The organism is Acidobacteriota bacterium (genome assembly GCA_018268895.1).
In the GTDB taxonomy this organism is placed as follows: Bacteria; Acidobacteriota; Terriglobia; order Terriglobales; family Acidobacteriaceae; genus Edaphobacter.
In genome coordinates, this window is the sequence record JAFDVP010000007.1 from 815,065 (window position 1) to 840,455 (window position 25,391).

Genomic DNA, 25,391 nt, shown 5'->3' on the forward strand with positions numbered 1-25,391 from the left:
GCGCCGCGCCGTAGTATCAGGCGGCTACGGGTGCCGCTCAGACGTTGAACTTGAAGAAGAGAATATCGCCGTCTTTGACGATGTACTCCTTGCCTTCTGAGCGCAGGAGGCCCTTTTCTTTGACGGCTTGTTCGCTGCCGTACTTGAAGAGGTCGTCGCAAGCGTAGCAGTCGGCCTTGATGAAGCCGCGCTCGAAGTCGGAGTGGATGACGCCTGCTGCGCCGGGGGCTTTGGTGCCGCGCTTGATGGTCCATGCGCGGACCTCCTGCACGCCTGAGGTGAAGTAGGTGATGAGGTCGAGCAGGCGGTAGGCGGAGTGGATCAGGCGGTTGAGGCCTGGCTCGTGGAGGCCGACGGATTCGAGGAACTCGGTGCGCTCGGCGGGGTCGAGCTGGGCGATCTCGCTCTCGAGCGCGCCACAGATGCGCACGACCTGTGCGCCCTCTTCGGCAGCGCGTTTCTCGACGGCCTCGGTGTAGGCGTTGCCTGTAGTGAGGCCGGCTTCGTCGACGTTGGCGACGTAGAGCTGCGGCTTCATGGTGATGAGGAAGAGCTCGCGCGCGGCGATGCGCTCGTCGTCGGTCAGGTCGGCGGTGCGGGCGGGCTTGCCTGCCTCGAGCACGGCCTTGAGCTTGGCAACGGCGGAGGCTTCGGACTTGATCTTTGCGTCCTGCGTGTTGCGCGCCAGCTTTTCGACGCGCTGGGCGCGCTTGTCGACGGTGTCGAGGTCGGCGAGCAGAAGCTCGGTGTTGATGATGTCGATGTCGTGCAGCGGGTTGACTCCGCCTGCGACGTGGACGACCTCGGGGTCGTCGAAGCAGCGGACGACGTGGCAGATGGCGTCGGTGGCGCGGATGTGGCCGAGGAACTGGTTGCCGAGTCCTTCGCCCTTGCTGGCGCCTTCGACGAGACCGGCGATGTCAATGAACTCCATCGTGGTGGGCACGGTGCGATTGGGCACGACGAGCTTTGTGATCTGGTCGAGCCGGGCGTCGGGAACGACGACGGTGCCGGTGTTGGGCTCGATGGTGCAGAAGGGATAGTTCGCCGCCTGGGCCTTGGCCGAGGTGAGGGCGTTGAAGATGGTGGACTTGCCCACGTTGGGCAGGCCGACGATTCCGCAGTTCAATGGCAAGGGAAGATCCTTCGTTCGGGCGCGGCTGGATTTTGAACGCCGCTTCCCGGAGACTTGTCTCTTATAGGATAGCCGATCGTGCGACGGCTCCCCGGTGTCGTCTTTTATCGCGTCGACGGGGGACCGGCAGTCATCCAAAAGTGGCAACCATCTATGACAGAGACCCAGATCAGCAACGAAAGTGCACAGATGCGTACAGGGGTCGATCTCCGCGTCTTGCTGGCATTTGCCGCGATCTACCTTTTATGGGGAACGACGTTTTTTGCGATACGGATCGCGGTGCACGAGGTGCCTCCGCTGTTTGCGGCGGGGACGCGGATGCTGATCGCGGGCGCGGTGGTGCTGGGCTGGCAGTGGTTCCGGGGCGCGGCGCGTCCCACGGCGCGGCAGTGGCGCAGCATGGCGTGGATGGGCGTGCTGATGTTTGTGGTGGACTATGGATTGCTGTTCTGGGCGGAGAAGTTCGTTCCGTCGGGCATAGCGGCTGTGTTGTCCGCGACGGTCCCGCTTATGACGATTGCGTTCGAGATATTCGTGTTCCGTATGCTGCCGTTCCGCTGGAGCCAGGTGGGCGCGGTGGTGCTGGGCTTCTGCGGCGTGGGCGTGCTGCTGTTGCCGGACGCGCACCAGCGGCTGGCGATCGTGCCGTCGGTCGCGATCCTGGTGGGTACGGCGGGGTGGTGTCTGGGAACAGTGCTCAGCAGACGGATGGATCTGCCGGAATCGCGCGCGGTGACGTCGGGCGGCGCGATGATGATCGGCGGCGCGGTGCTGCTGGTGCTGTCGGCGGTTTTTGGCGAGATGCATCCGTGGCCGCATGTGTCGCTGCGCGCGGGGTTGGCGATCGGATACCTGATCTCGTGCGGCTCGGTGCTGGCGTTTACGGCGTATGTGTTTCTGCTGGGCAGGATGCCGGCGAGCACGGTCGCGAGCTACGCGTATGTGAACCCCGTGGTGGCGGTGGCGCTGGGCTACTTCGTTGCGGGCGAGGCGATTACGCCGCGAATGTTTGCCGGGGCCGCGCTGGTGCTGGTGAGCGTCTACCTCATCCTTCGCAAGCCACGCAGGCTGGCGAAGGAAGCCACGGCGGCATGATGGCTGCGCATGAGGCGGGTCCCGTGCGGTAGTCTGGTTTCGTTGTATCTGAGGAGAGACGATGCGGATGAAGATGGTGTGTGCGGTGGCTGGTCTGATGATCTCGGGTGTTGCCGTGGCCCAGGCTCCGGTGGGCGCTGTGGCGGAGGTGCAGCACAGCTACGCTGGCGTGAAGGAGAACATCCTGAAGTCGGCCGATAAGATGCCTGCATCCGACTACAGCTATAAGCCGGTCGCGGATGTTCGCACGTATGCGCGCGTCGTCAACCACATCAGCGAGGCGCAGCTGCGGAGCTGCGGCGCGGTGAACGGCACTCCGGCCGACAAGCTGACGAAGGTGCCCGCCGAGACTGCGGACAGGGCGGCGATCGTCGCCGCGCTGAAGGCATCGTTCGCCGAGTGCGACAAGGCCTTCGCGACAGCCGTTCCGGGCAATCTTCAGGACCTGTTTACGCTGGGCCAGGGCAAGCGTTCGCGCGTGGGCCTGCTGTGGGGGACGGTCTCGCACGACAATGAGCAGTACGCGACGCTGGCGCTGTACCTGCGTTTGAAGGGCATCGCGCCGCCGTCGAGCGAGAAGTAGCGGAGCGGGGAAGGAGCCGGGCGATGGCTTCGACTGAAGGCAAGCAAGGCAAGGAAGACCAGTACGATCTTGCGCGATTCCTCAGCGCGCAGGAGGATGTCTACGAGCAGGCGTGCGCGGAGCTTCGCGCAGGACGCAAGCGGAGCCACTGGATGTGGTTCATCTTTCCGCAGATTCGCGGGCTGGGCGCGAGCGAGATGTCGGTGCGGTTCGCCATCTCGTCGCTCGAGGAGGCGCGGGAGTATCTTGCGCACGAGGTGCTGGGGCGGCGGCTGCGCGAGGCGGCAGGGATCGTCGCCGCGCTTGCGGGGAAGACGGCGGAGCAGGTCTTCGGCTATCCCGATGACCTGAAGTTTCACTCGAGCATGACGCTGTTCGCGAGGGTCGCGGAGAAGGAGTCGATCTTTGAGATCGTGTTGAGCGAATATTTTTCCGGCCAGATGGATCCGGAGACGCTGAACAGGATTTGAGCGTAATGGCAAGAAGCTGGAGACGTATCAAGATGCAGTGTGCTGTGCTTCGAGCACGTACCAGGAAGGTACGCCCTCTTCATCGCATCCGAGCGTAGCGAAGAATCTCAGTAGTTTTTCGATGCGGCGACGATCTCCGAATGAGGCGCTTCCACCTCCCAGTCCCCGGCCGCAAGCTCCTTCGGCAAAGCCCAACCGGCCTTCTCTCATGCCCTTTGCATGAGATAATCCAGTATTGTGCTGAATGCTGTCCGTTCGTTCCGTCCCCTTGTCTTTGTCCTGATGCTGGCTGCGGCCGGCTGCCATGCTCAGCCGCCCGCCGGAGGCAAGCTGTCTCCTGAACTGGAGCGCCGGGTAGAGATACTTATCCGCTCCAAGACCAGCCTCCCTCCCAGCTACGACATCGTCATCGGGCAGAGGACGCACAGCGACGTACCGGGTTACGACGAGATCACGGTGCTCTTCTCGGCCGAAGGCAAGACCTCGAAGCCGATGACGTTTCTGCTGTCCACCGACGGCAAGACGCTGGCACAGTTCTCGAAGTTCGATATCAGCAAGGACCCCAGGACGCTGGTGAGCGACGCTGGACGTCCTTCGCGCGGCGGCCCGCCCAATGCGCCTGTGGTCATCGTCGGCTTCGACGATCTTGAGTGCCCGTTCTGTGCCAAGATGCACGCCCAGCTCTTCCCGGCGCTGCTTGACCGGTACAAGGACCAGGTCCGCATCGTCTACCGCGACTTTCCTCTGGATCAACACCCGTGGGCGGTACGCGCGGCGATCGACGCCAACTGTCTGGCGGCGCAGAGTGCCCCCGGCTATTGGAATTTTGTCGATCACGTGCACGATCACCTGGCCGACATCGGTGGAACGGAGAAGAGCCTGGCCAAAGCCAATGAGAACCTCGACCTTTTTGCCAAAGAGGAGGGCAAACGGCAGAAGGTGAACGAGCAGGCACTGAACCTCTGCATTGAGAAGCAGGACGATACCGCGGTGAAGGCGTCTATCAAAGAGGGATCGCAACTTGGGGTGGATGCTACCCCGGCGCTCTTTATTAATGGAGAACGGATCGACGGCGCGATCCCGATCGAGTATGTGTACCGTATGATCGACAGGGCGCTTGTAGCAGCCGGTCAGACGCCGCCACCGCCGGTGGCCCCGCCTGCTGAACCTCAAGCCGCTCCTGCGCCTGGCGGGGCAAATCCGCCGGCGAAACCTGCGGGCGGCCAGCAGTAATGAGTGGTCGGCAGTCGTTGATGAAGGAGAACATTCGAGTGACCATGGAATTGACCGCGAGAAAGAGTTCGCTTCAGGTGCGCCGCGCCTCGCGCCCTGCGGCGTTGCTGGTTGTGGCGGCCGCTTTGGCCGGCTGCAACCACGCCCGCAACGCCGACGTCGTCGCCACGGTAAACGGCAAGGCGATCATGAAGGCGGAGATGGACAAGGCCTACCAGTCGCAGTTGGGCGAACAGCAGCAACAGCAGCAACAGCAACTGACGAAAGAGCAGTCCGACTCCCTGCGCCTGAGTGTGCTCAGAAACCTGATCGACGAAGAGATCATCGAGCAGCGCGCGGCCAAAATGAACCTGACCGCCACCAACGAAGAGGTGGACGCAAAGGTCGCCGAGATGAAGGCCCCCTACACCGAGGACCAGTTCAACGAGAAGCTGAAGGCCAGCAACCACACCCTCGACGACGTGAAGCACGACATCCGCCGCTCGCTCACGATCAACAAGCTGCTCTCCAAGGAGATCGACTCGAAGATCACGGTCACGGACGCCGACGTTGCGAACTACTACAACGCGCACAAGGCCGAGTTCAACCTGATCGAGACGCAGTATCACCTTGCGCAGATCCAGGTGACCAGCGTTCCCTCCGAGCAGCCCGGAAACCTTCAGAACAGCAAGGCTACCAACGACACAGAAGCGAAGAAGAAGATTCAAGCGCTCAAAAACCGGCTGGACAGCGGGGAGGACTTCGGCGCATTGGCGATGAACTTCTCCGAGCGTCCGGAGACAGCTTCCAGCGGTGGAGACATCGGGTTCGTCTCCGAGTCGCAGATGAAGGCAGACCCTGCGATCTACAACGCGGTTATCAAGTTGAAGAACGGTCAGATCACCGACATTCTTCCCCTGCTGGATGGGCAGTCAAAGAAGCCCGTCGGCTACGCCATCTACAAGCTCATCTCGCGCGAGCCCGCGGGGCAGCGCGAACTCAGCGATCCTCGTGTGCAGCAGGCCATCCGCCAGCAGCTTCGTGAGGCGCGCTCGCAGTTGCTCAAGAGCGCTTACTTCGAGATGCTGCGCGATCAGTCGAAGGTCGAAAACTTCTTAGCCGAACAGATATTCAAGAACGAAGCGCACTGACCTGCAACACTCTCCCAGGCAATGCAGATGTACCGGAGACCGGCGAGGTCTCCGGAGACCCTCGCTCAGGCTGACAATCGCCCCGCTGAGTTGTATGCGGCCAGCCCACAAAACTGCATACAAAGGAGATTGCGCATGACTGCGCCTGTACGTTTTGGCATCCTCGGCTTTGGCAACCACGCTGTAAGACGCCTTCTTCCCGCCTTCTCGCGTTCCAGCCGCGTCAAACTGACCGGCATGTGGCGGCGCGACCAGAACGCCGCGCGGCAGAACTGCGCCGACCACCACATCGAGCACTGCTTCGCCTTGCCGGAGGACCTGTGCAACTCTCCCGAGGTCGATGTCGTCTTCATCACGTCACCCGATGCCATGCACCGCGACGATACCCTCAAGGTCATCCGCGCAGGCAAGGCCGTTCTTTGCGAAAAGCCCGTCTCGATGAATGTCGCGGAGGCGCGCGAGATGCACGAGGCCGCGAAGGCAGCCGGCGTGCTGTACGGCGTCGCACAGAACTTCCGTTACAACCGCAGCCTGGACTGGATCAAGGAACAGATTCGTGCGGGCAAGATCGGCAAACCTCAGATCGTCCACTCCGAGTTCGCCTACCCCGGCGATCGCGCGCCGCGCAAGTGGATCATGGACCCCACACTCGCGGCTGGCGGCCCCATTGCCGACGTCGGCGTGCACTGCATCGACGCTCTGCGTTATGTGCTGGGAGCAGACGTGCTGAGTGTCAATACGCTCGCGATCAAGGGCCGCGATACGGACGGCGTGGAAGCCATCGCTTCGTTGCAGATGGAGATGTCAGGCGGTGTCCTGGCCAATGTCACAGTAAACGCCAGGGCCCCCTATCGCACGTTGATCTCGATTACTGGGAGCGACGGCGTATTGGTGGCAGAGAGCGGATTCTCGGTCGACCGTCCTGTGGAGATCGTGCATCGTCGTGCGGGAGAGATCATCGAGACGGTGACGCTCGACAACAGCGACGGCTACACGCGGATGCTTGAGGCCTTTGCACAGGCGCTGCGCGGCGGCGAGCCGTTTGCCGCAACCGGCGAAGATGCCGTGCGCAACATGGCCGCGCTCGATGCTGCGTTCAAGAGCTGGCGGACCGGCGCGCGCGAGACTGTTTAGAAAGCCAGCAAGAACCGGGTGCCCCATCTTCGGCGCAGTTTTATCGCGCCTAAGGTGGGCAATCGTGCGGAGCGCGCCGGGATTTTCGCTGCCGCGAAAATTGCCTATCTTAGCCGCCGCGCGGCGAAGATAGGGCACCTGGTTTGCGTTTATGGCTGAATGTTCCGTGGTCTAGTTGATCGCGGCTGCCAGAGCAGTTGTACTGCCATGACGTGTTCCGGCGATCTCGCGCTTCGGTGTCGATGGCGCGTACTTCTTATACACGCTGATATGGAAGCAGGCCTGCTGAAACTCCTCTTCCACGTCGATTCTGCCCTGCTGCGACAGCGGCAGCAGATAGCCGCGCAACCACGCGATCTCAGTCAGCGAGAGCCCGTGCTTGGCGATATCGATCGCCTGCCCGGTCAGGTGCGGCGATGCGGTCTCGCCCTCGGCCGGAGCGGCGTTTCCGTTGATGCGTTGCAGCTTTTGCTGAAACTCGACGGTGCGAACGGCGGAGTTGACCTGTAGCGATGTATGGAACCGCGCATAGTGGGCGCGGGCCAGCGTTGCCAGAAACTGTGCCGTCCACGGACGCGCATAGCGACGATTGGCTGGCAGCCGCTCATCGACATCGAGAGCGTTGCTTGCCGGGATGGGAACCAGCATCCTGGCCTCGCGCATCCGTGCCAGGTCGGCGTCGTCCTGGATGCGGTCGAGACCGTCGCGATCGGCGACGACGTTCTGCCGTACAAGAATCTCTCGCGAGCCGCGCAGCGGGGGAGGAACGATCAACCGGCCGCGCTTGTTGTACAGCGCAGGAAGAATGACGGGTGTGGCGGCTTCCTCTTCCACGGCATCGATGTGCGGCTTGGGCGAGGGCGTTCGCGGCGCGGCAGCCAGCTGTGTCTCCGTCTGCGCAGCGTCTGTTCCGCGAGTTCCGGTGGCCTTCATGAAGTCGTCGGAAGTGGCTTTGCGCCTTTCGGTATTCTTTGTTCCGCGGTCGGAGCGGGCGGAGGCCTCAAGCATTGCGGCGTTGTGATGGCGGCCCTTCCGCGAGGCCGATCGCAAACGTGCGGTGTCGTTGCCCGTACGCTTCTTTGTCTTCTTGCCGGAGACGCGCACCGTTGCAGGCGCCGCGTGTTTCTTTACGGCGTGGGCCGCGGACGAAGAGGAGGCTTTGCGCGCAGAAGCGCGATGCGCCCGGTGGGGCGTGCCTGCCAGCAACGTATGTCCGGAAGACAACAGCGCGACAGCCAGTGTGGCCGAGATGAGGGCAGTCAGACGCATCCTGAATAACAGAGGCGCGGAACCGCCAGAGCACCTTCAACCCTATCGTCCGCCAGCGGGCGAGGTAAGTGGCGAAGAGGGTTCCGTGTACTCATCGGTTAATATGAGGTATGCGGAGTCTTGTCGGCGGCCTTGCGGCTGCCATTGTGGCAGTGGCTGTCCTCGGATGCAACACAATCAATCAACCCACGCCGCCCATCGCCGGAAGCACGAACGATCCTGCAACCCCTGAGTTCTACACGGGCCATGTCCAGCCCATCTTTAAGAAGTACTGCTATCGCTGCCACGGCGGCCTCAACCACCGGGGAGGGCTCACTCTCTCCACGCGCGCAGGGCTCTTTCATGGAGGCGAAAGCGGGCAGGTTGTCGTGCCGGGAGATCCCGCCAACAGCCTGCTGGTAAAGCTGATCCGTCACGAGGGAACCAAGAAGGTCCCTGGCCCCATGCCGTCGAAGTCGGCCAAGCTTGCCGACGCGGACATTGCGACGGTGGAGCGTTGGGTACAGGCGGGCGCGCTGATGCCGCCCGATCCTCCGGTGAAGTGAGGGTCCACATGAAGCTATCTTTTTGAAGCGTCACAGGGGCGACTGCCGCGTCTAATGCGCTATGGAGCCGGTACGTTCAGAGCGAGGCGGGTGGCTGCGGAAGGCAACGGGATGGTTCCTGCTCATGGCGGGCGTCGCGGGCTGCATTTTGCCCATTCTTCCTGGAATTCCGCTGGTCCTGGCCGGTCTTCTGATTCTGGCCCAGGACTACCTGTGGGCGAAGAGCGCTCTGCATAAGACCAAGCGCTGGGCAGTCCATGTGCGACGTAAGGCTCGCGCAAAACGCGCTGCGAGTAAGGCAACCGCTACCGGAGATACTGCGAAAAAGAGCGTGGAAAGGGTCTAGGCGACGCCCCTGCTCACACGCTTCTTGTAGGCCGCGAGCGAAAGGCGGCAGCGTTGCGCGAAGATCTTCGTCAGCGGCGACGCCGTGCCCAACCGCTTGTCTGCCAGTGCGGCAAGCACCAGCCAGTCGTGCCATTCGCCGCCGGCCTGCTGAAGCTCCTCAAAGGAACGGGCAAGCTCGCGCGCAACCGCTGCTCCCCTGGGAGCGTTTTCTGCGATGTACCGCGCCAGCTTCGCCGTCTTTCTGACGGCATGAAGGTACTCGGGGTCGTCGCCGCTGCTGCCCGTGGGCGCGGCCGGCGCATTTCGCTGAAACCAGCCGCGCGCCAGTGTGGCGAGTTCTGCGGGGGCCAGAGCCGAGGATTCAACGGGTTCGAGCGTCTCCAGCAGATTTTCCAGTCGTGCGGTAAGCCCGGCCGCGCGCCGGTGCAGGAGTTTCTGCAAACGTGCGGCGTGGTCCTTTCGCATCTCTCCAATATCTGTGCGAAGCCGTGCCGCGTCGTGTTGGAGAGATTCACTGCGGGAGGTTGATGCAACGCTGCCGATCAACTCCTGCTGCACGTCGAGGTCGCGAACGCTTCCTGCAGCGCGGCGAATCTTCCCGAGGCTGCGACGCGTCTTCGCGAGATGCTCGTCGTACAGCGGCACGTCCCGGACGATGCCGAGCAAGGCGAACTGGCCCTCGATGCGTCTTGTCGTCGTGCGCAGCCGGTGCACGGCTCGCGGTTTGGGGCGGGCAAGGCAGATCATCATTGCGGCCTCCAGAGCGGAGACATGCTCGCGAAGCGTACGGACCGGATAGGCTGTCTCAGATGCCGTCATCGATGATTGCCGTCGATGCGATCATCTCCGAAGCCGCGTAATTGAGGCAAGCGGGCATACCCAGGATGGAGGCTTCGCTGGCATACTCAAGAGCATCTATGAAGCGCGCCATTCTCTGCTGCCTCCTGCTGTCGTTCGCCTCGGTTGCGCTTTCGGCCGAGACTGCTCCGGAGAGCGGAAGGTTCATTCTGCACAAGTTCGCCCACGCCAACGGCCAGGAGACCTACAGCATCGAGCGCGGCCGTGGAAAGCTGACTCTCAAGTCGGACTTCCTGTTCACCGACCGGGGGACAAAGGTGCCGCTGAAGACGACGTTTACGGCGACAGAGGCGCTGGAGCCGCTGACGCTGAAGCTCGACGGGCGATCCTCCCGCCTGTCCGTGCTGAAGGACACGATGGAGTACCGTCCCGAGAAGCAGAGCCTCACGCTGGTTCGCGGGGACAAGACGGCGGAGATCGCAGCTCCCGCCGGAACGTTTCTTATCGACGGCTACTCGCCGGTGGCGATGCAACAGATGCTGGTGCGCTTCTGGCTGGCACGCGACAGGCCGACGATTATCCCTACGCCTCCGGCGGGCAGCGTATCGATTGTGCCGGCGGGCGCGCTGACGGTCACCGTTGGAGGTAAAAAGACAAAGCTCGAAGGCTATGTCGTCTCCGGCCTTATCTGGGGCGGCGAGACGTTGTGGATGGACGAGAACCAGAATCTCGCCGCGCTGGTGTCAACCGATGCCGAGTTCGACCACTTCGAGGCTGTTCGCGAGGAGTTCGAGCCTGCGCTTGGCGCCTTCATTCAGACAGCGGCGAAGGACAATCTGGCGGCGCTGGCTCAGCTGGCCGCGAGTGCGAAGCAGCCCGTCGCGAAAAATCTGGTAGTCCAGAACGTCACGCTGATCGACGGCACAGGCGCGGCCCCGATCAAGGATGCATCGGTCTTCGTCGAAGGCGCAACGATCGCCGGTATTTCGACAGCAACTAGACCTGTTATCCCCGTTGGGGCAACCATCATTGATGGCACAGGAAAGTTCCTCATCCCCGGTCTGTGGGACATGCACGCCCACTATGAACAGGTCGAGTGGGGGCCGATCTATCTTGCGGCAGGTGTGACGACGGCGCGTGACTGCGGCAACGAGTTCGACTTCATCACCACGGTGCGCGATGCGGTGGCGTCAGGCAAAGGGATCGGTCCAGAGATATTGATGGCAGGCATCGTCGATGGCAGCGGGCCGATCTCGCTGGGGGCCGTGGTCGCCGATACTCCAGAGCAGGCCATTGCAGTGGTCAGAAGATACAAGGCTGCGGGCGCGTTGCAGATCAAGATCTATTCAAGTCTCAAGCCGGAGCTGGTTCCGGTGATTGCGAACGAAGCACACAGGCTCGGCATGACCGTTACCGGTCACGTGCCCAACGGCATGACGACGGCGCAGGCGGTTGAGGCCGGGTACGACCAGATCAACCACATTCAGTATCCGGCGCGCGACCTGCTGCATGTCGAGCGGGGCAAGCCGATCGCAGTGCCCAGCTTCGACACGGACGATGCCCGGAAGCAGATAGCCTTGTTCATGCAGCATCGTACTGTCTTCGACGACACGATCTCGCTCTACGAGAACTTCTACCACCCGGCATGGGTTGCTTACTCTTCGCTGGAGCCCGATGTGCTGAAGGTGGCGCCGCAACTGGCGGAGGCACTGAGTTCGCCGGGAGCTTCAGGCGAGCGCGCCGCTCCGGCCAAGGCCAGCTTCGATGCCATGCTGGCGACGGTCCGCGAGCTGCATCGGGACGGCCTGCGGATCGTGGCCGGGACGGACCAGAACATCCCCGGCTACTCACTGCACCGCGAGCTGGAGCTGTATGTTCAGGCGGGGTTCTCGCCGATGGAGGCGATCGAGGCTGCAACCAGCGTTCCCGCCGAGGTCATGGGACTCGACAAAACAGCGGGAACGATTGAGGTTGGCAAGAGAGCCGACCTGGTGCTGCTGGACGCCGATCCACTGGCCGATATCCGCAATACCAGGCGTATTCTTAAGACAATATCCGCTGGTGCGGTCTACGATCCGGCCCCGTTGTGGGAGTCGGTGGGTTTCAAGCCTTGATTCCTGCGCTTCGACTGTAATCCTCCCGCTGCCTTAGCATCTAAGTGAATGAATCCCCGGCAGGAGAGTCAGTTGATGAAGAACCGCATCCTGGTTTCCGTTGTTGCAGTCGCATCTGTTAGCGGCCAGTTCCTGCTGGCGCAGACGACGCACCGGTCAAAGAGCGCTACGACGAAGACCGCGTCGACGGCTTCGGCGTGGACGCCTGACGTGCAGCAGTATCTTGGCGTCTCACAGAGCAGCTTCGCGCTCGTCGGATTGAACAGGCTGTCGAAGGCGCAGATCGACGCTCTGGTGGCTGCAGCAAAGAACAATGTTGCCGGCGATCCGAAGAAGCACGTACTGCTCTGCGGCCCGGCGACTCCAGCGCAGCCCGGGCGGGTTCGCGTGTGGGTGACGGTTGCAGGCGATGACGCGCAGGGGCTGCGGCTGGCCGAGATCCGGCAGGCGATCCGCGGGCTGAGCGGAGTCGACGTGGTAGACGCGGCGACGAATGCAGACCGCGCGCTGCATGTCGTGATCCAGGAGCAGACCCTGGGCAAGAGGACCATCGGCTACACCGCCTCGTATATGACATCGACGCCGTGCGTCGACCAGTCGCGCAAGGCGGACGCCGAATTGAAGGGGCAGCTAGGAACGTACACCGACCCGAAGGGAGCTGACCTGGCCCGCGACCTTGCAGGGATGCTGGATCAGGACCTGCAAACGGCTCGTAGCGGAAGATGACACCTTCCCCGATCTCGGCGAAGGGTGCCGGTGATTTTCTACCGTTTTATTGAATTATTGAGTCGAAGAGGGTAAACGGTGCCTTGTGGAGCATCGTTTTTGGAGCTTAAGCCACTCTATTTGTGATGGTTGCTGGTCGTGGGGGCTTGGCAGGATTTTTCGTCAGGGCGTAGCGGCGGCTGCGCAGGGACCGTAGTCTTTGGCGACCTGCTCGACGACGAAGGTGCGCTGGCTGGATGGGCCGGTGTGTTTTTTGCCGGAGAGGCGGATACGGTTGCCCGGTTTAATGGAGGCGGTGTCTCCGGTGAGCAGGTAAGTGGTGGCGTCGCTCTCTTTGTGGAGGGTGAGTCCATCGGCGCCGGAAGTGACGCAACCAGTGATGTGTGGCGGTTTGCGAACGAGGAAGTAGATACCGACGCCGAGGGCAGCTCCGACGGCGACGAGAGCGATGGCGATCCCGGCGACCTGGCCTCCGCTGGGGATCTCGGCCTTTGCTGGTTTGGGGGCGAGGAGGAGTGCGGCGCAGAGCAGGAGAGCGGTGAATCTGCGGGAGAGTCGTGACTTCATGGAGTCCTCATTTCTTGCGCGAGGAGCCGAAGAGATACCGCGGACAGTTTGCTGTTACGCGGGGAGAGCGGTCAAGGGATTTCTGCGGTGGGAGAGGAGTTCGTTGGGTTCTAACAAATGACTCCGGCGGAGCATGTGGAATGGCGTTAGAGCGTTGATACTCAATGTGAGGTTATTGCATGCGGACGCAAACCGGCAGCAACGATGCTGGATTCGAGAGCTCTCCTGGGATTTGGAAGAAGAAGGCTGTTGATGGATTGCGTTATCAGGAGCAGCTTAGGGCCGAGTGGGAGGCGGAGGCACTAGAGACTCCCTCGGGTTCGCGCGATGCGCGAATGACCCAATCATGCGATGAGACCGCATGAATGGGGCACCCGGCGCATGGTTATGTAATGGTATGCCGAGCGGAACTGGTTGAATAGTCACGGGCTGCTGTCCAAATCGGCGCTCGAATAGAGTTGGCGTTCAAGTATTCTTAGAACTTGAGAAGAGCAACTAGAGGACATCCATGCAAGTTTTAGAGCTGCCCACAGCTTTCACTTTCAAAGGCAAAGATATAGACAATTTTGCAGGAGTTCTCAATTGGTTTAACTGGAACATAACTGATCCTGACGTCGTAATTGATATACGACACTGCAAATACGCAAATTATCAAGCTCTAAGCTTGCTTCTTCTCTATGTTTGGGATCTCAAAGCAAAAGGTCACCAAGTTAGGATAAGACTTAATGATCCTTCTCCGAATCCGAGGGAATCATCTCCTAGTGATATGTGGCGCAAGATGGGTGCCGTAGGGTGGTCGCAAGTTCTAGGTGACAATAAGGCCCAATTCAAAGGAAGCAATGTAAAGCCACTCATTGCTATTCGACAACGTGAAGATGCAGCCAAAGCACTGTCTAAGGCTGAGCAGTTTGCAGGCGGCTTTAATGTCGAATATGAGAAGACTCTCCAATATGTCTTATCGGAATTGCTTTACAACACGATGGAACATGGTCAACGTTGGTTCAATAGCAATAAAAAGCAACTTCCGTCAGTCATTCAATTTACATGGTAGAAAAGCGTAATGAGATTAGTTTCATAATTGCAGATCTAGGCATTGGTATAAAGCGCCATTTGGAGCTTGCTTACCCAGCGATGGAAGACGATCTGGAAGCCCTAAGAATGGCGATCAAGCCTCAAGTTTCTGGCACGTTTGGAAAGCTCAATCCTTACACAGGGAAAAATAACGCTGGCGTTGGGCTTTACCTGTCAACAAATATCGTACAAAAGCTGCATGCAGACATGCATCTTGTATCCGGGAACGGTCTGTTGCATATCTCGCCACGTGATATTACGGGAAGACAGATGAGCTCGAAATGGCCAGGAACGTTTGTACTCGTGACCTTGAAACTTAGTCATAAAAAGATGCCAGTCAACCTTCATCAAATGTTGTCGCAGGCACGTGAGACGGCGACAAAAGAGATCGCAAGTCGGGAAGGTAAGGAACTGGCTGAACGTTACGTACTAAGTGTGGAGAACTTCTTCGGAAAGTTTGCAGAAAATAAAGAGGGAGCTATCAACATACGAGACAGAAAACTCCTTCCTGCTCTTGAATCAGGCAAGGACTTACTGCTCGATTTTTCGAATGTCGAAACTGCTCCACACAGCTTTCTGAGTGCACTTATCGCCACACCCGTAAAGAAAATTGGCATGGTCGCATATAAACGAATCAAGATAACGAATGCCACTCCCGAAATTCGTGAAACTATCGACTATATTTTTGATGAGAATACTACCTAATTACGGATAAATCCGGTTCAGTGTTCTAGCGAACGGAATCGTCTCTCTTACGTGGTCGAGGCCGCAGATCCAAGCTACGGCTCGTTCGATTCCCATGCCGAAGCCGGCGTGGGGGACGGAGCCGTATTTGCGCAGGTCGAGGTACCACTGGAAGGCGGCTAGTGGGAGGTTGTGTTCTTCGATGCGGGACTTCAGGAGGTCGTAGTTGTCGACGCGTTGGGAGCCGCCGATGATCTCGCCGTAGCCTTCGGGGGCGAGGACGTCGAGGCAGAGAGCCTTGGTGGGGTCGTGCGGGTCGGGCTGCATGTAGAAGGCCTTGATGGCCGCGGGGTAGCGGTGGACGAGCACGGGTTTGTCGAATTGTGAGCTGATGTAGGTCTCGTCGGGGCTGCCGAAGTCGTCGCCGTCCTTGTGCGGATTCTCGATCTTGCACTCGGCAAAGGCCTTCTCCAGCATGGCGTGCGCCTCTTCATAGCTGACGCGCGGAAATGGCACGCGCTCGCCGTCGGTGCCGGGTGCGATGACGGCTTCGAGCTTGGCGACGTCGCGGCCGATGACCTTGAGATCGGCGCGGTGCTGCTCGAGCACGCGGGTGACGATGTGCGTGATGAAGCCCTCGGCGAGGTCCATCAGGCCGTTGAGTTCGAGATAGGCGACTTCGGGCTCGATCATCCAGAACTCGGTGAGGTGGCGGCGGGTCTTGGATTTTTCGGCGCGGAAGGTGGGGCCGAAGCTGTAGACCTTGCCGAGGGCGAGCGCGGTGGCTTCGATGTAGAGCTGGCCGGACTGGGTGAGGTAGGCCTTGTCGTCGTCGAAGTAGTCCATCTCGAAGAGCTCGGAGGTGCCTTCGCAGGCGTTGGGCGTGAGGATGGGTGGGTCGGTGCGGATGAAGCCGTTGGTGTCGAAGTACTCGGCGGCGGCGCGCATGATGGTGGCGCGGACGCGGAGGATGGCGGACTGGCGCGGGGTGCGGAGCCAGAGGTGGCGATGCTCCATGAGGAAGTCGACGCCGTGTTCTTTGAGGGTGATGGGGAAGGGGTCGTCGGCGGAGACGGGGGAGATGATGTGGATGTCTTCGACGTCGAGCTCGTAGCCGGAGGGAGCGCGGGAGTCGGCACGGACTTTGCCGGTGACGGTGAGGGAGGATTCGAGCTGGAGGTTCTTGAGGGTCTCGAAGACGTGCTCGGGGACGGCGGCTTTGGGGACGATGCCCTGGATGGTGCCGGTGCCGTCGCGGAAGGTGGGGAAGAGTAGCTTGCCCGAGGAGCGGATGTTGTAGAGCCATCCGCGGAGCGTGACGGTCTGGCCTTCGTGTGCGGCGAGTGAGGCGATGGTGGCGAGTTCGGGCATGGCGCGGTTTTACCTTCCGGATTTAAGAGTACCGGAGAAAACGACCGCTCTAACGGTTCTCAGCTGGGGTTGGGCAGAAGAAGGTCTTCAGCGGAGCGGGCGGTCTGGTCGAAGGCGGCGGTGGCTTTGGCTGTCGCACTCTCTGCGGTCTCGTTGAGGTCGTGGGCGATCTCGAGGATGCCGGGGACTTCAGCGGGGAGCGCTGATGCGAGCTTGTAGACGCTGGCGAAGTCGATCTCGCCTGCTCCGGGCCACAGGTGTTCGTCGCGCATACCCTTGTTGTCGTGCAGATTGAGTTGGTGGATGCGTGGCTTCAGCAGCTCGAAGGCATGGTCGATGCCTGTGTCGCTGAGATGTGCGTGGCCGATGTCGAGCGTGATGCCGACGTTGTCGAAGTGGCCGATGTGCAGGATCTCCAGTAAGTGTTCGGGGGTGGTGACTTCGTTTTGCAGGTTCTCGAGCAGAATTTTGATGCCCAGAGGATGCGCGAAGGCTTTGAGGTGCTCGATGGCGGTGAGCGAGTTCTCAATGGCGCGGGTGTCCCAGGGGTCGTCCTTAAGGCCGAGGTGAAGGGTGGCGGCGGAGATGGGGACCATCTCGGCGGACTCGAGCGCGCGTTTGACCTCGTCCATGGCGTCGATGCGGCGCGTCTTCTCGGGGGAGATGAGCGAGAGCGTGGCGGAGACGTGGCGCGACCAGTTCTCGGATTGTTCGCGGTTGTGAATGGGCTGATGCAGCGTGGCGTTGATGCCGTTGTCGCGGAACCAGAGGGCGACCTCACGAAGCTGGGCACGGTCGGTGTAGTCGAAGTGGTGACGCGCGGCGAAGAGTTCGATGGTCTTTGCGCCACTGTTCTTGAGCGCGTCGAGGAGGCCCGGGTGGAGGCGCTGGGAAAGGAAGACGTGCGTCGAGATTCCGGGCTGCATGGTGAACAAAGGGTACATCAAGGCGGCGTGTGGAGATTTTTCATTGTGCAAACTCACCTTAGGCGCAGTGAGACCGCGTCGAAGGTGAGGTACCCATAGAAAATGCAGGTCCTTCGACTTCGCTGCGCTTCGCTCAGGATGACAAATACGTCAACGTGCGAGCGAGGTAGGCTTTTGGGGAGTTATGCTGGCTTGCACGGTTTTGCGAAGAAGAGGAGATAGCGGATGAGCTGGATGCGGGTGGCTTTGTTGGGATCGTTGGCGTGTGGGAGCATGGGGATGTGGGCGCAGACGGCAGCTCCCGCTGCGGCAGTTCAACCCGATGCGCAGAAGCAGATCGACACGATGAAAAAGAAGCTGGCCGACTGGGCGCAACTGGATCGCTATCGCGCGGCCAATGCCACTCTGGCTGCTCCGGCGAACGGAGAGAAGCGCGTTGTGTTCTATGGCGACTCGATTACGGACGCGTGGGCGCAGCACGCGGACGAGTTCTTTCCGGGCAAGGGCTATATCGGCCGCGGCATCAGCGGACAGACGACACCGCAGATGCTGGTGCGGTTTGAGCAGGACGTGGTGCATCTGAAGCCAGCCGTCGTGGTGGTTCTTGCGGGTACGAACGACATTGCGGGGAATACAGGGCCGTCGTCGCCGGAGATGATCGAGGACAACTTTATGTCGATGTTGGCAGTGGCGCGCGCGAACAATATAAAGATGGTGGTGTCGTCGATCCTCCCGGCGGACCACTACAAGTGGCAGCCCGCGGTGCAGCCGGCGGAGAAGATTCGCGACATGAATGCGCGCCTGAAGGCGATGTGCCAGCGCGAGGGGCTGGTGTATCTGGACTACTATACGGCGATGGCGAACGCGAATGGCGGACTCGACGCGGAGCTTGCGCTTGATGGCGTGCACCCGACGGCGAAGGGGTACGCGATGATGTCGCCGCTGGCGGAGAAGGCGATTGCGCAAGCGCTGGCGAAGTAAGGAGATTCGCGATGACACATGTAGTGCAGGCCCCGATCATTCCGCCGTTTACCCATGAGAGCGCAGTCAGGAAGGTTCGCATGGCGGAGGATGCGTGAAACACGCGCGATCCCGAGCGCGTCTCGCTGGCGTATACGGTGGACAGCAGATGGAGGAACCGTTCGGAGTTTGTGAACGGCCGCGTGGAGATCGTCGCATTCCTTACGCGCAAGTGGGCGCACGAGCTGGACTACCGGCTGATCAAGGAGCTGTGGGCGTTCGATGATGCGAGGATCGCGGTGCGGTTTGCTTACGAGTGCCATGACGTCAGTGGGCAGTGGTGGCGCAGCTACGGGAACGAAAACTGGGAGTTTGACGACCACGGCTTGATGAAACGCAGGCACGCCAGCATCAACGACCTTGCCATCACAGAGGAGCAGCGCCTTTATCGCTGGCCCACAGGCCGTCGGCCTGACGACCATCCCAGCCTGAGCGAATTGGGGCTATAGCCCAATTTTTATTGGGAACATCGCGTCTCCGGTCTTAGTATGTTTGCGCAATCGTTACAGCAGACAGCGGTGCGTGGAGGAACAGATGCCATACCTTACGGTAGGACGGGATGCGGGCGACATCGATATTTACTTTGAGGACCATGGCACCGGGAAGCCGGTGATCCTGATCCATGGGTTTCCGCTGAGCGGGCGGTCGTGGGAGAAGCAGACGGCGGCGCTGCTGGATGCGGGGCTTCGTGTGATTACGTATGACCGGCGCGGCTTTGGGCAGTCGAGTCAGACGCTGCTGGGCTACAACTACGATGTCTTCGCCGAAGATCTGTGCAAGCTGACGAAGCATCTCAGCCTGAACCGCTTTTCGCTGGTGGGCTTTTCGATGGGCGGGGGCGAGGTGGCTCGTTTTATGGGAAGGTTTGGGGCTACGCATGTTGAACGGGCGGTGTTCATCTCGGCAGTGCCTCCGTTTCTGCTGAAGTCGGAGGCGAATCCCGGAGGAGTGGATGCGAGTGTAAGGCTCGAGCTTGAGGCCGCGGCGAAGAAGAACCGGCTGGGTTTCCTGACGTCGTTCCTGGAGAACTTCTACAACGCCGACGACCTGCTCGGTTCGCGGCTGACGGAGGAAGACCTTCGCTATAGCTGGCAGATTGCTTCGATGGCCTCGCCGATGGGAACGCTGAACTGCATCAGGACGTGGTGGACAGACTTCCGCGAGGACGTGGCGAAGATCAATGTGCCGACGCTGATCATTCACGGCGACGCCGACAGGACGCTGCCGATCGACGGGACGGCGCGGCCGCTGCGTCAGGCGATCCGCGGCAGCAGGCTGGCGGTGATCGAAGGCGCTCCGCACGGCCTGCTGACGACTCATGCGGACAAGGTGAATCCGCTGCTGGTGGACTTTCTCAAGTAGAGTTGTGACGGTGGGATGCTCTGGAGGATGGATGGCTGGGAATCATACGGTGGTCGCACGCTTTGTGGAAGAGGTCATTAACCGGGGACGGCTCGAAGTTGCCGACGAGATCGTCGCGCTGGACTTTGTAGAGTTGGATCCGTTGCCGGGGCAAAGGCAAGGCCGTGAAGGGTTGAAGGAGGTCATCGCCATGATGCGCTCTGCGTTTCCCGATATTCACTGGGTCATCGACGAGGTGATCGAAGAGGGAGAAAAGGTGGCGAGCCGCTTTACGTGGACCGGGACGCATCGCGGAGTCTTTCTCGGTGTCCCGGCTACTGGCAGGAGCGTGAAGGTGAAGGGCGTGGTGATCGACCGGGTCGTAGGCGGTTTGATGACCGACAGCCGCATCCTGATGGACAGCCTGGGGATGATGCAGCAGCTCGGCGTGGTTCCGGCGCCGTAGTTGTCCTACGACGCCGGAGCTGCTCAGGTTGTTACTGCACGGCGTTGACGAGGTCGTGCAGCGGATCGAGCACGGTGAAGCGCACGAGCGACTGCGGCTTACGCGCGGCTTCGATTGCAGCGAGGCTTGACTGCTTCCATCCTGCGGGGGCCTTCTTGCCGGCGAGGTATTCGAGCGCCTGCTGGCCAGCTTTACCTAGTTGCGCAAGTTGCTGGGCGCGTGGGCGAGCAGCGGCGAGCAGGGGTGAGCGGTCCATCTGTGCCTCGACGGCAGGGGCGGCGGCAGTCCAGCTCTCAAAGGCGCGGATGAGTTGGTTGCGCGCGTCGCTGTTCGCCTTCGGCGACTTGAGCAGGTCGCGGACGAGGACGGCTATCTGTTGACGCGAGGGCGGGTCGGGGCGCACGGCGTCGACGAGCAGGTCGAGCGGCGTGAGCTGCGAGGTGTGTTGGCCGCGGTAGCGGTCACCGAAGGGAACGGGTTGCAGGACGGAGGAGAAGACGCGGAGGGCGTTGATGTCTTCCGTTCCGGCGAGCTCGCGCAGCGCCGCGCCTTCATGGGTCAGGTGTGTGGTTCCGGCGAGGGCTTCGATGCGCAGCGACTCGACCCCGAGGCGGCGGTACATGTCGTCGACGTCGCGGGTGGCAGCGGGCGACCAGAGACGCTCGGCTACCGCCGCGGTGCGGGGCCAGATGCGCGAGTCGATGGAGAGCTCATTGACGTGCTCTCCCCACATGCAGGCTTCGCCGCCAAGGACGAGCCTCGCCTGCTCCGGCGTGAGGCCGTTGCCGGCTGGCAGCGGGTCTGCGAGGTAATATTCTTCGGCAGATTTCATGTGGTCGAGGTAGTACGGCTGCGACAGGATGCCCTGGTAGCCGCGCCCTGCCGCGTCGTAGAGCGACTTGGCTCCGCGCCAGGAGTGGATGATGGCGTCGGTGGGAAGCGCGGGGTTGAGGATCTCATCCCAGCCGACCATGTGCTTGCCGTGCTTCTTCGCAAGCTCGAGCACCTTCTGGCTGAAATAGGTCTGGAGCTCCTCGGTGTTCTTGAAGTTGTGCTCCTTCATGAAGGCGACGACGCGGGGGTTGGCCTTCCACTGTGTGCCGGGTGTCTCGTCGCCTCCGAGGTGGAGGTAGGGATCGGGGAAGATGGTGGCCATCTCACCGAGGAAGCCATCGATGAACTGGTACGTGCTCTCCTTGGTCGGGTCCATGGCGACACCTTCGACGCCGAACTCGCGGCGGATGGTGTAGGGGCCGGGGTCGCTGGAGAGCTCGGGATAGCCGACCAGCCAGCTACGTGTGTGGCCGGGCATGTCGAACTCAGGTACGACGCGGATGCCGCGCGCGCGGGCGTAGGCGACGATCTCGCGCGCCTGGTCCTGCGTATAGAAGAGGCCGTCGGAGCCCATGCCGGACAGTTTGGGGTAGAGCTTGCTCTCGATGCGGAAGCCCTGGTCTTCTGTGAGGTGCCAGTGGAAGACGTTGAGTTTCACGGCGGCCATCGCATCGAGGTTGCGCTTGATGACTTCGACGGGCTCGAAGTGGCGGCCGGAGTCGATCATCAGGCCGCGCCAGCGGAAGCGCGGCGAGTCTTCGATCTGGACGGCGGGGACGATGAAGCCGTTGCCGTTGGACTGAATGAGTTGCTCAAGCGTGGTGAGGCCGCGCATGGCTCCGACGACGGTGGCGGCGTGGAGCTTGATGCCCGCAGGTGTGACCGCAAGCGCGTAGGATTCGTCCTCGTCGATGGACTGAACTGCTTCGCCTGCGCCGTCGACGTCGATGGCGAGCGTGGAGGCGGCGCTGGTGGTGATGGAGCGCTGGCGCGGGACGCCGGTCTTGCGCTCGAGATCGAGCAGAGCGCGCTGGACGGCGTCGTCGAGGCGCTGGTCGCTGAAGTGCGTGACGCCGACGGTGACGGAGGTGGTCCATGGGAACGCACCAGTGGCGGCGGTAAGATGCGCGGGCTGCGGCATCAGGGTGTTGGTGAAGGTCTGGGATGGAAGCAGGGAGGACATAAGCAGGGTGCAGGCGAGAGTGAGGGCTCGTTTCAAGGCAGGTGCTCTCCTGGGGAAATTGTCTGGACAAGCATACAGGATGGAGCCAAAAGCCACCCGCAATTACAGATCTGCGTCACTGCATGGTCGCGGTCCAGGGTCCAGGCGGAGCGCACGCTCCATTCGATCTGCCGTTGGCCACGCGCCCACTGGATAATGTGCCGGTGCGCCAACATTGAGCGCTGAGAATGGTGACGGTATTGTCGTTGCCGACGGCTATTTTTACCTCGTTGCCTGCGCCGTCGGAGAAGGCAGCGAGGCCGGGTTCGGAGTCCGGTTTGGATGTGTAAGTGTCGGTAGATCCGTCCTGGAAGTGGAGGGTCCAGCGGCTCCCGCTGCGGGCGAGAAAGGCCCGCGTGTGTTCGCGCTCGGCGGCGCGGGCGTTTTTCTTGATCAGCTCCTGCTCGCGGCCGGTGAAGTCGACGATCATCCACGCGTCGGCATGTCCGGCGGCGGTCTTGACGTGAAGATTGCAGTAGCCTTCGCCGTCGGCGATCGGCCGGTTTCCAGTGAGCATCATGACGATCTGCCGATCGCTCGCCGTGTAGGAGACGAGAGTGCATGAGCCGTCGACGGTGAACTGCGCGCCCGCCAGATAGTAGCCGGGCAGAACGACCTTCGCCGTCTGGTGGTTGGGGATGGAGGAAGGATTGGGGCCGCCGGCGCGGAGATCGGGCTTCTGCGCGAACGAGGCCAGAGCAAGGCTATGAGCGGCGATTGCGAGGGTGAAGGTTTGAAGGGCATTTGCGCGCATCACCGGTATTCTCCAGAACCTCACTCTGGTCATCGTTCGAGATGCGATAACGGAAGAATACTTGCCGCTTCAGACCATGTTCACTTTGCCGGTGGCGAGGTCGTAGACGGCGCCCGCGATCTTGATCTTGCCGGAGGCTACCGCGGGCGCAACGATCGGACCGAGCCCTTTGAGCCGATCGACGCCGCGTGCCACGTTGGCGCGGATGGCATTCCCCAGTGGATCGCCTGACTGATGCTGCGAGTCCAGCACGGCGGGCTTGATGGCGTTGACGAGGTCGTTGATCGCGCCGGGAAGGGCATCCTTGTCGTGCAGGTGCTGGATGGCGGCCTTCACGGCACCGCACTGGCTGTGCCCGAGGATCATCACCAGCGAGACGCCAAGCTCGGCGACGGCGTACTCCACGGAGCCTTTGACGGAAGGGCCGGCGCCGTCGACGTAGTTGCCAGCGACGCGCACAATAAAGAGCTCTCCGATGCCGAGGTCGAAGAGGATCTCGGGAGTGACGCGCGAGTCGGCGCAGGCGACGACGCAGGCAACGGGACTTTGCCCGGCTGCGAGCGGCTTGAAGTCGGCGGGCGTGCGGCGAGGATGTGTGGAGGCTCCTGAAGCGAATCGCTTGTTGCCCTCGAGCATCTGCTTGAGAACGTCGTCGGCAGGCGGGGCGGGTTTGGCTGTGGGAGCGGCGAAGGCGTTTAGCCTGGTAAGTGCCGGTATAGCCAACGATGCGCTTGCGGTATAGAGAAATTTACGGCGGCCCTGATCTTGCATGAAGACCTCCACTCGAGTTATTCGAGCACGCCGCATCATAGCGCAACCAACTGTAAAAGCTACAGGAATTAATAACCTGCGGCCTTGCCGTAGTTGCGGCGGGAGTCATGTCCGCCCAGCAGTTCGCCGGTCTTTGGATCGACGGCGATCAGCTCGCTGTCGCCCCAGACGCCGGAGGTCTTTTCGTCGGCCATCTGGTTGAGGTTGGTCTCGTAGCCCATGGCCTTCATCTGTTCGACGACCTCGCGGTTGAACTTCTTTTCAAAGTCGAGGCGATCGGGAAGGTACTGGTGGTGGAAGCGCGGGGCGTCGGCGACAGCCTGGATGTTGAGACCGTTGTCGATGGAGCTGATGATGTCGTTGGCGACGGTGGTGATGATGGTCGAGCCGCCTGGCGTTCCCATCACATAGGCGAGCTTGCCCTTGCGCGTGATGATGGTGGGCGTCATGGCCGAGAGCGGACGCTTGCCGGGGGCGATGGAGTTGGCCGGGCTCTGAATGAGGCCGTAGACGTTGGGCACGCCGACCTTCGAGGTGAAGTCGTCCATCTCGTTGTTGAGCAGGAAGCCGAGGCCTTCGACGGTGACTCCGGAGCCGAAGCCGCCGTTGAGCGTGGTGGTAGTCGCGACGGCCATGCCGTCGGCATCGACGACGGAGTAGTGCGTGGTCTGCGTGGACTCCTTCACGGGAGTAGCCTGCGGAGGCGGAGGCAGGAAGCCGGCGGGGCGGACGAGATCTTTGCTGGGCGTCGGCCGGTTGCGATGGATCGACGCGCGCCACGCCTTGGCGTACTTCGGGTTCGCCATCTGTTTCAAGGGAAGCTGGTTGAAGTCGGGATCGCCCAGATAGTCGGCTCGGTCCATGTAGGCGCGGCGAAAGGCCTCGGCGATGATGTGCACCTGCGGCGCGCTGCGGTCGGGACCGAGCTTCGCGAGGTTGTAGCCGGAAAGGATGTTGAGGATCTCGACGAGCACGATGCCGCCGGAGGAGGGCGGCGGCGCGGTGACGAGGTCGTAGCCGCGGTACTTGCCCGTGATGGGCTTGCGCTCCTTCACCTGGTAGGCGGCAAGGTCTTCGGCGGTGATGTTGCCGCCGTTCTCCTTCTCGAAGGCGGCGATCTGCTGTGCCATGGCTCCCTTGTAGAAATCAGCAGGGTCTTTGGCGATGCGCCGCAGCGTCTCGGCCAGCTCGGGCTGCTTGAAGGTGTCGCCCGCGTTATAGAAGTCGCCGTCGCGCTGGAAGATTTTTGCGGATACGGGGAAGCGCGTGAGGTTCTTGCTGTGCAGGTTGCGGGCTTCTTCTTCGGTGAGGATGAAGCCTTCGCTGGCGAGACGGATGGCGGGTGCCATGTCTTCAGCGAGCGAGAGTTTGCCGAAGTGCTGCTGCGCATAGGTAAGTCCTGCGACGGAGCCGGGGACGCCCGAGGCCTTGAAGCCGACCAGCGACATGCCGGGGACGACATTGCCCTCGGCGTCGAGGTACATGTCGCGCGAGGCGGCGGCGGGGGCCTTCTCGCGGTAGTCGAGGAAGTGCGTCTTGCCGCGGTTGTCGCGGATGAGCATGAATCCGCCTCCGCCGATGTTGCCTGCGGCGGGATAGACGACGGCGAGCGCAAAGCCGACTGCCACGGCTGCGTCGACGGCGTTGCCGCCCTTCTTGAGGACCTCAACGCCGGCGTCGGAGGCGTCGTGGTGAATCGAGACGACCATCGCGTGCGCGGCGCGCGTTGGCTCAAGGCCGGTCTGCTGAGCGACGGCCGAGACAGCGGCAAGGGAGAGGGCAAC

The 25,391-nt window shown here is 61.6% G+C and carries 25 protein-coding genes and 1 pseudogene; 16 read left to right on the top strand and 10 right to left on the bottom strand.

The features are described 5' to 3' along the window. Positions 1-37: 37 nt before the first annotated feature. Positions 38-1,135 (bottom strand): redox-regulated ATPase YchF, encoded by a 1,098-nt coding sequence (ychF, locus tag JSS95_11080; GenBank protein ID MBS1800361.1) that lies wholly within the window; start codon positions 1,133-1,135, stop codon positions 38-40. Between the two features lie 153 nt (positions 1,136-1,288). Here ychF and JSS95_11085 point away from each other — a divergent pair, with 153 nt between their 5' ends. The 6 genes from JSS95_11085 to JSS95_11110 all read left to right on the top strand — a co-directional run bounded on the left by JSS95_11085 (position 1,289) and on the right by JSS95_11110 (position 6,780). Next, complete coding sequence (locus JSS95_11085; protein MBS1800362.1) at positions 1,289-2,230, top strand: EamA family transporter; 942 nt, start codon at positions 1,289-1,291, stop codon at positions 2,228-2,230. A 61-nt stretch (positions 2,231-2,291) separates the two neighbouring features. Continuing rightward, on the top strand, positions 2,292-2,813 hold the full coding sequence (locus JSS95_11090; protein MBS1800363.1) for a DinB family protein: 522 nt from the start codon (positions 2,292-2,294) through the stop codon (positions 2,811-2,813). 23 nt (positions 2,814-2,836) lie between these two features. Continuing rightward, the gene (locus tag JSS95_11095) at positions 2,837-3,283 is read left to right on the top strand and encodes a DUF1810 domain-containing protein (GenBank protein ID MBS1800364.1); all 447 of its coding nucleotides are present in this window, start codon (positions 2,837-2,839) and stop codon (positions 3,281-3,283) included. Between the two features lie 282 nt (positions 3,284-3,565). After that, positions 3,566-4,516, top strand: a complete 951-nt coding sequence (locus JSS95_11100; GenBank protein MBS1800365.1) for a thioredoxin domain-containing protein — start codon at positions 3,566-3,568, stop codon at positions 4,514-4,516. Positions 4,517-4,560: 44 nt separating this feature from the next. Further along, positions 4,561-5,646, top strand: a complete 1,086-nt coding sequence (locus JSS95_11105) for a SurA N-terminal domain-containing protein (GenBank protein MBS1800366.1) — start codon at positions 4,561-4,563, stop codon at positions 5,644-5,646. A 135-nt stretch (positions 5,647-5,781) separates the two neighbouring features. Next, positions 5,782-6,780 (top strand): Gfo/Idh/MocA family oxidoreductase, encoded by a 999-nt coding sequence (locus JSS95_11110; protein MBS1800367.1) that lies wholly within the window; start codon positions 5,782-5,784, stop codon positions 6,778-6,780. Between the two features lie 171 nt (positions 6,781-6,951). Here JSS95_11110 and JSS95_11115 read toward each other — a convergent pair whose 3' ends face one another. Further along, positions 6,952-8,049 carry a hypothetical protein gene (locus JSS95_11115; protein ID MBS1800368.1) on the bottom strand — a complete coding sequence of 366 codons (1,098 nt, stop codon included), beginning with the start codon at positions 8,047-8,049 and terminating at the stop codon, positions 6,952-6,954. Between the two features lie 110 nt (positions 8,050-8,159). Here JSS95_11115 and JSS95_11120 point away from each other — a divergent pair, with 110 nt between their 5' ends. Then, a complete protein-coding gene (locus tag JSS95_11120) occupies positions 8,160-8,594 on the top strand; it encodes a cytochrome C (GenBank protein ID MBS1800369.1) in 435 nt (144 codons plus the stop codon). Positions 8,595-8,718: 124 nt separating this feature from the next. Next, a complete protein-coding gene (locus JSS95_11125; GenBank protein MBS1800370.1) occupies positions 8,719-8,940 on the top strand; it encodes a hypothetical protein in 222 nt (73 codons plus the stop codon). On the opposite strand, the gene JSS95_11130 is transcribed toward JSS95_11125, so the two are convergent. After that, positions 8,937-9,761, bottom strand: coding sequence for a CHAD domain-containing protein (locus tag JSS95_11130; GenBank protein MBS1800371.1), 825 nt, complete (start codon positions 9,759-9,761; stop codon positions 8,937-8,939). The two genes, JSS95_11125 and JSS95_11130, sit on opposite strands and share 4 nt — an antisense overlap. A gap of 98 nt (positions 9,762-9,859) precedes the next feature. Between JSS95_11130 and JSS95_11135 the strand changes: the two genes are divergently transcribed. Then, positions 9,860-11,854: an amidohydrolase family protein gene (locus tag JSS95_11135; protein MBS1800372.1), complete on the top strand. Its 1,995-nt coding sequence runs from the start codon at positions 9,860-9,862 to the stop codon at positions 11,852-11,854. Between the two features lie 75 nt (positions 11,855-11,929). Next, positions 11,930-12,580, top strand: a complete 651-nt coding sequence (locus tag JSS95_11140) for a hypothetical protein (protein MBS1800373.1) — start codon at positions 11,930-11,932, stop codon at positions 12,578-12,580. A 162-nt stretch (positions 12,581-12,742) separates the two neighbouring features. Here the strand turns inward: JSS95_11140 and JSS95_11145 are convergent, their stop codons facing one another. Next, a complete protein-coding gene (locus tag JSS95_11145; protein ID MBS1800374.1) occupies positions 12,743-13,147 on the bottom strand; it encodes a hypothetical protein in 405 nt (134 codons plus the stop codon). A 508-nt stretch (positions 13,148-13,655) separates the two neighbouring features. Between JSS95_11145 and JSS95_11150 the strand changes: the two genes are divergently transcribed. Further along, the gene (locus tag JSS95_11150) at positions 13,656-14,198 is read left to right on the top strand and encodes a hypothetical protein (protein MBS1800375.1); all 543 of its coding nucleotides are present in this window, start codon (positions 13,656-13,658) and stop codon (positions 14,196-14,198) included. Positions 14,199-14,278: 80 nt separating this feature from the next. After that, positions 14,279-14,923 carry an STAS-like domain-containing protein gene (locus JSS95_11155; protein MBS1800376.1) on the top strand — a complete coding sequence of 215 codons (645 nt, stop codon included), beginning with the start codon at positions 14,279-14,281 and terminating at the stop codon, positions 14,921-14,923. Here JSS95_11155 and asnS read toward each other — a convergent pair whose 3' ends face one another. Beyond that, positions 14,924-16,273, bottom strand: a complete 1,350-nt coding sequence (gene asnS / locus JSS95_11160) for an asparagine--tRNA ligase (GenBank protein MBS1800377.1) — start codon at positions 16,271-16,273, stop codon at positions 14,924-14,926. It lies immediately after the preceding gene. 59 nt (positions 16,274-16,332) lie between these two features. Next, positions 16,333-17,199 (bottom strand): sugar phosphate isomerase/epimerase, encoded by an 867-nt coding sequence (locus tag JSS95_11165; protein ID MBS1800378.1) that lies wholly within the window; start codon positions 17,197-17,199, stop codon positions 16,333-16,335. 234 nt (positions 17,200-17,433) lie between these two features. Between JSS95_11165 and JSS95_11170 the strand changes: the two genes are divergently transcribed. The 4 genes and pseudogenes from JSS95_11170 (at position 17,434) to JSS95_11185 (ending at position 20,026) form a co-directional block, all read left to right on the top strand. After that, positions 17,434-18,180 carry an SGNH/GDSL hydrolase family protein gene (locus tag JSS95_11170; GenBank protein ID MBS1800379.1) on the top strand — a complete coding sequence of 249 codons (747 nt, stop codon included), beginning with the start codon at positions 17,434-17,436 and terminating at the stop codon, positions 18,178-18,180. 11 nt (positions 18,181-18,191) lie between these two features. Beyond that, positions 18,192-18,668 (top strand): annotated as a pseudogene (locus tag JSS95_11175) (nuclear transport factor 2 family protein). An 85-nt stretch (positions 18,669-18,753) separates the two neighbouring features. Further along, positions 18,754-19,581 (top strand): alpha/beta hydrolase, encoded by an 828-nt coding sequence (locus JSS95_11180; protein MBS1800380.1) that lies wholly within the window; start codon positions 18,754-18,756, stop codon positions 19,579-19,581. Between the two features lie 31 nt (positions 19,582-19,612). Then, positions 19,613-20,026 carry an ester cyclase gene (locus JSS95_11185; GenBank protein MBS1800381.1) on the top strand — a complete coding sequence of 138 codons (414 nt, stop codon included), beginning with the start codon at positions 19,613-19,615 and terminating at the stop codon, positions 20,024-20,026. A gap of 31 nt (positions 20,027-20,057) precedes the next feature. Here JSS95_11185 and JSS95_11190 read toward each other — a convergent pair whose 3' ends face one another. From JSS95_11190 to ggt, 4 genes are all read right to left on the bottom strand, one after another. After that, positions 20,058-22,043: a family 20 glycosylhydrolase gene (locus tag JSS95_11190; protein ID MBS1800382.1), complete on the bottom strand. Its 1,986-nt coding sequence runs from the start codon at positions 22,041-22,043 to the stop codon at positions 20,058-20,060. Between the two features lie 115 nt (positions 22,044-22,158). Next, positions 22,159-22,836 (bottom strand): hypothetical protein, encoded by a 678-nt coding sequence (locus JSS95_11195; GenBank protein ID MBS1800383.1) that lies wholly within the window; start codon positions 22,834-22,836, stop codon positions 22,159-22,161. 69 nt (positions 22,837-22,905) lie between these two features. Continuing rightward, positions 22,906-23,607, bottom strand: coding sequence for a carbonic anhydrase (locus JSS95_11200; protein MBS1800384.1), 702 nt, complete (start codon positions 23,605-23,607; stop codon positions 22,906-22,908). Positions 23,608-23,675: 68 nt separating this feature from the next. Continuing rightward, positions 23,676-25,316, bottom strand: coding sequence for a gamma-glutamyltransferase (gene ggt, locus JSS95_11205; GenBank protein MBS1800385.1), 1,641 nt, complete (start codon positions 25,314-25,316; stop codon positions 23,676-23,678). Between the last annotated feature and the right edge of the window lie 75 nt (positions 25,317-25,391).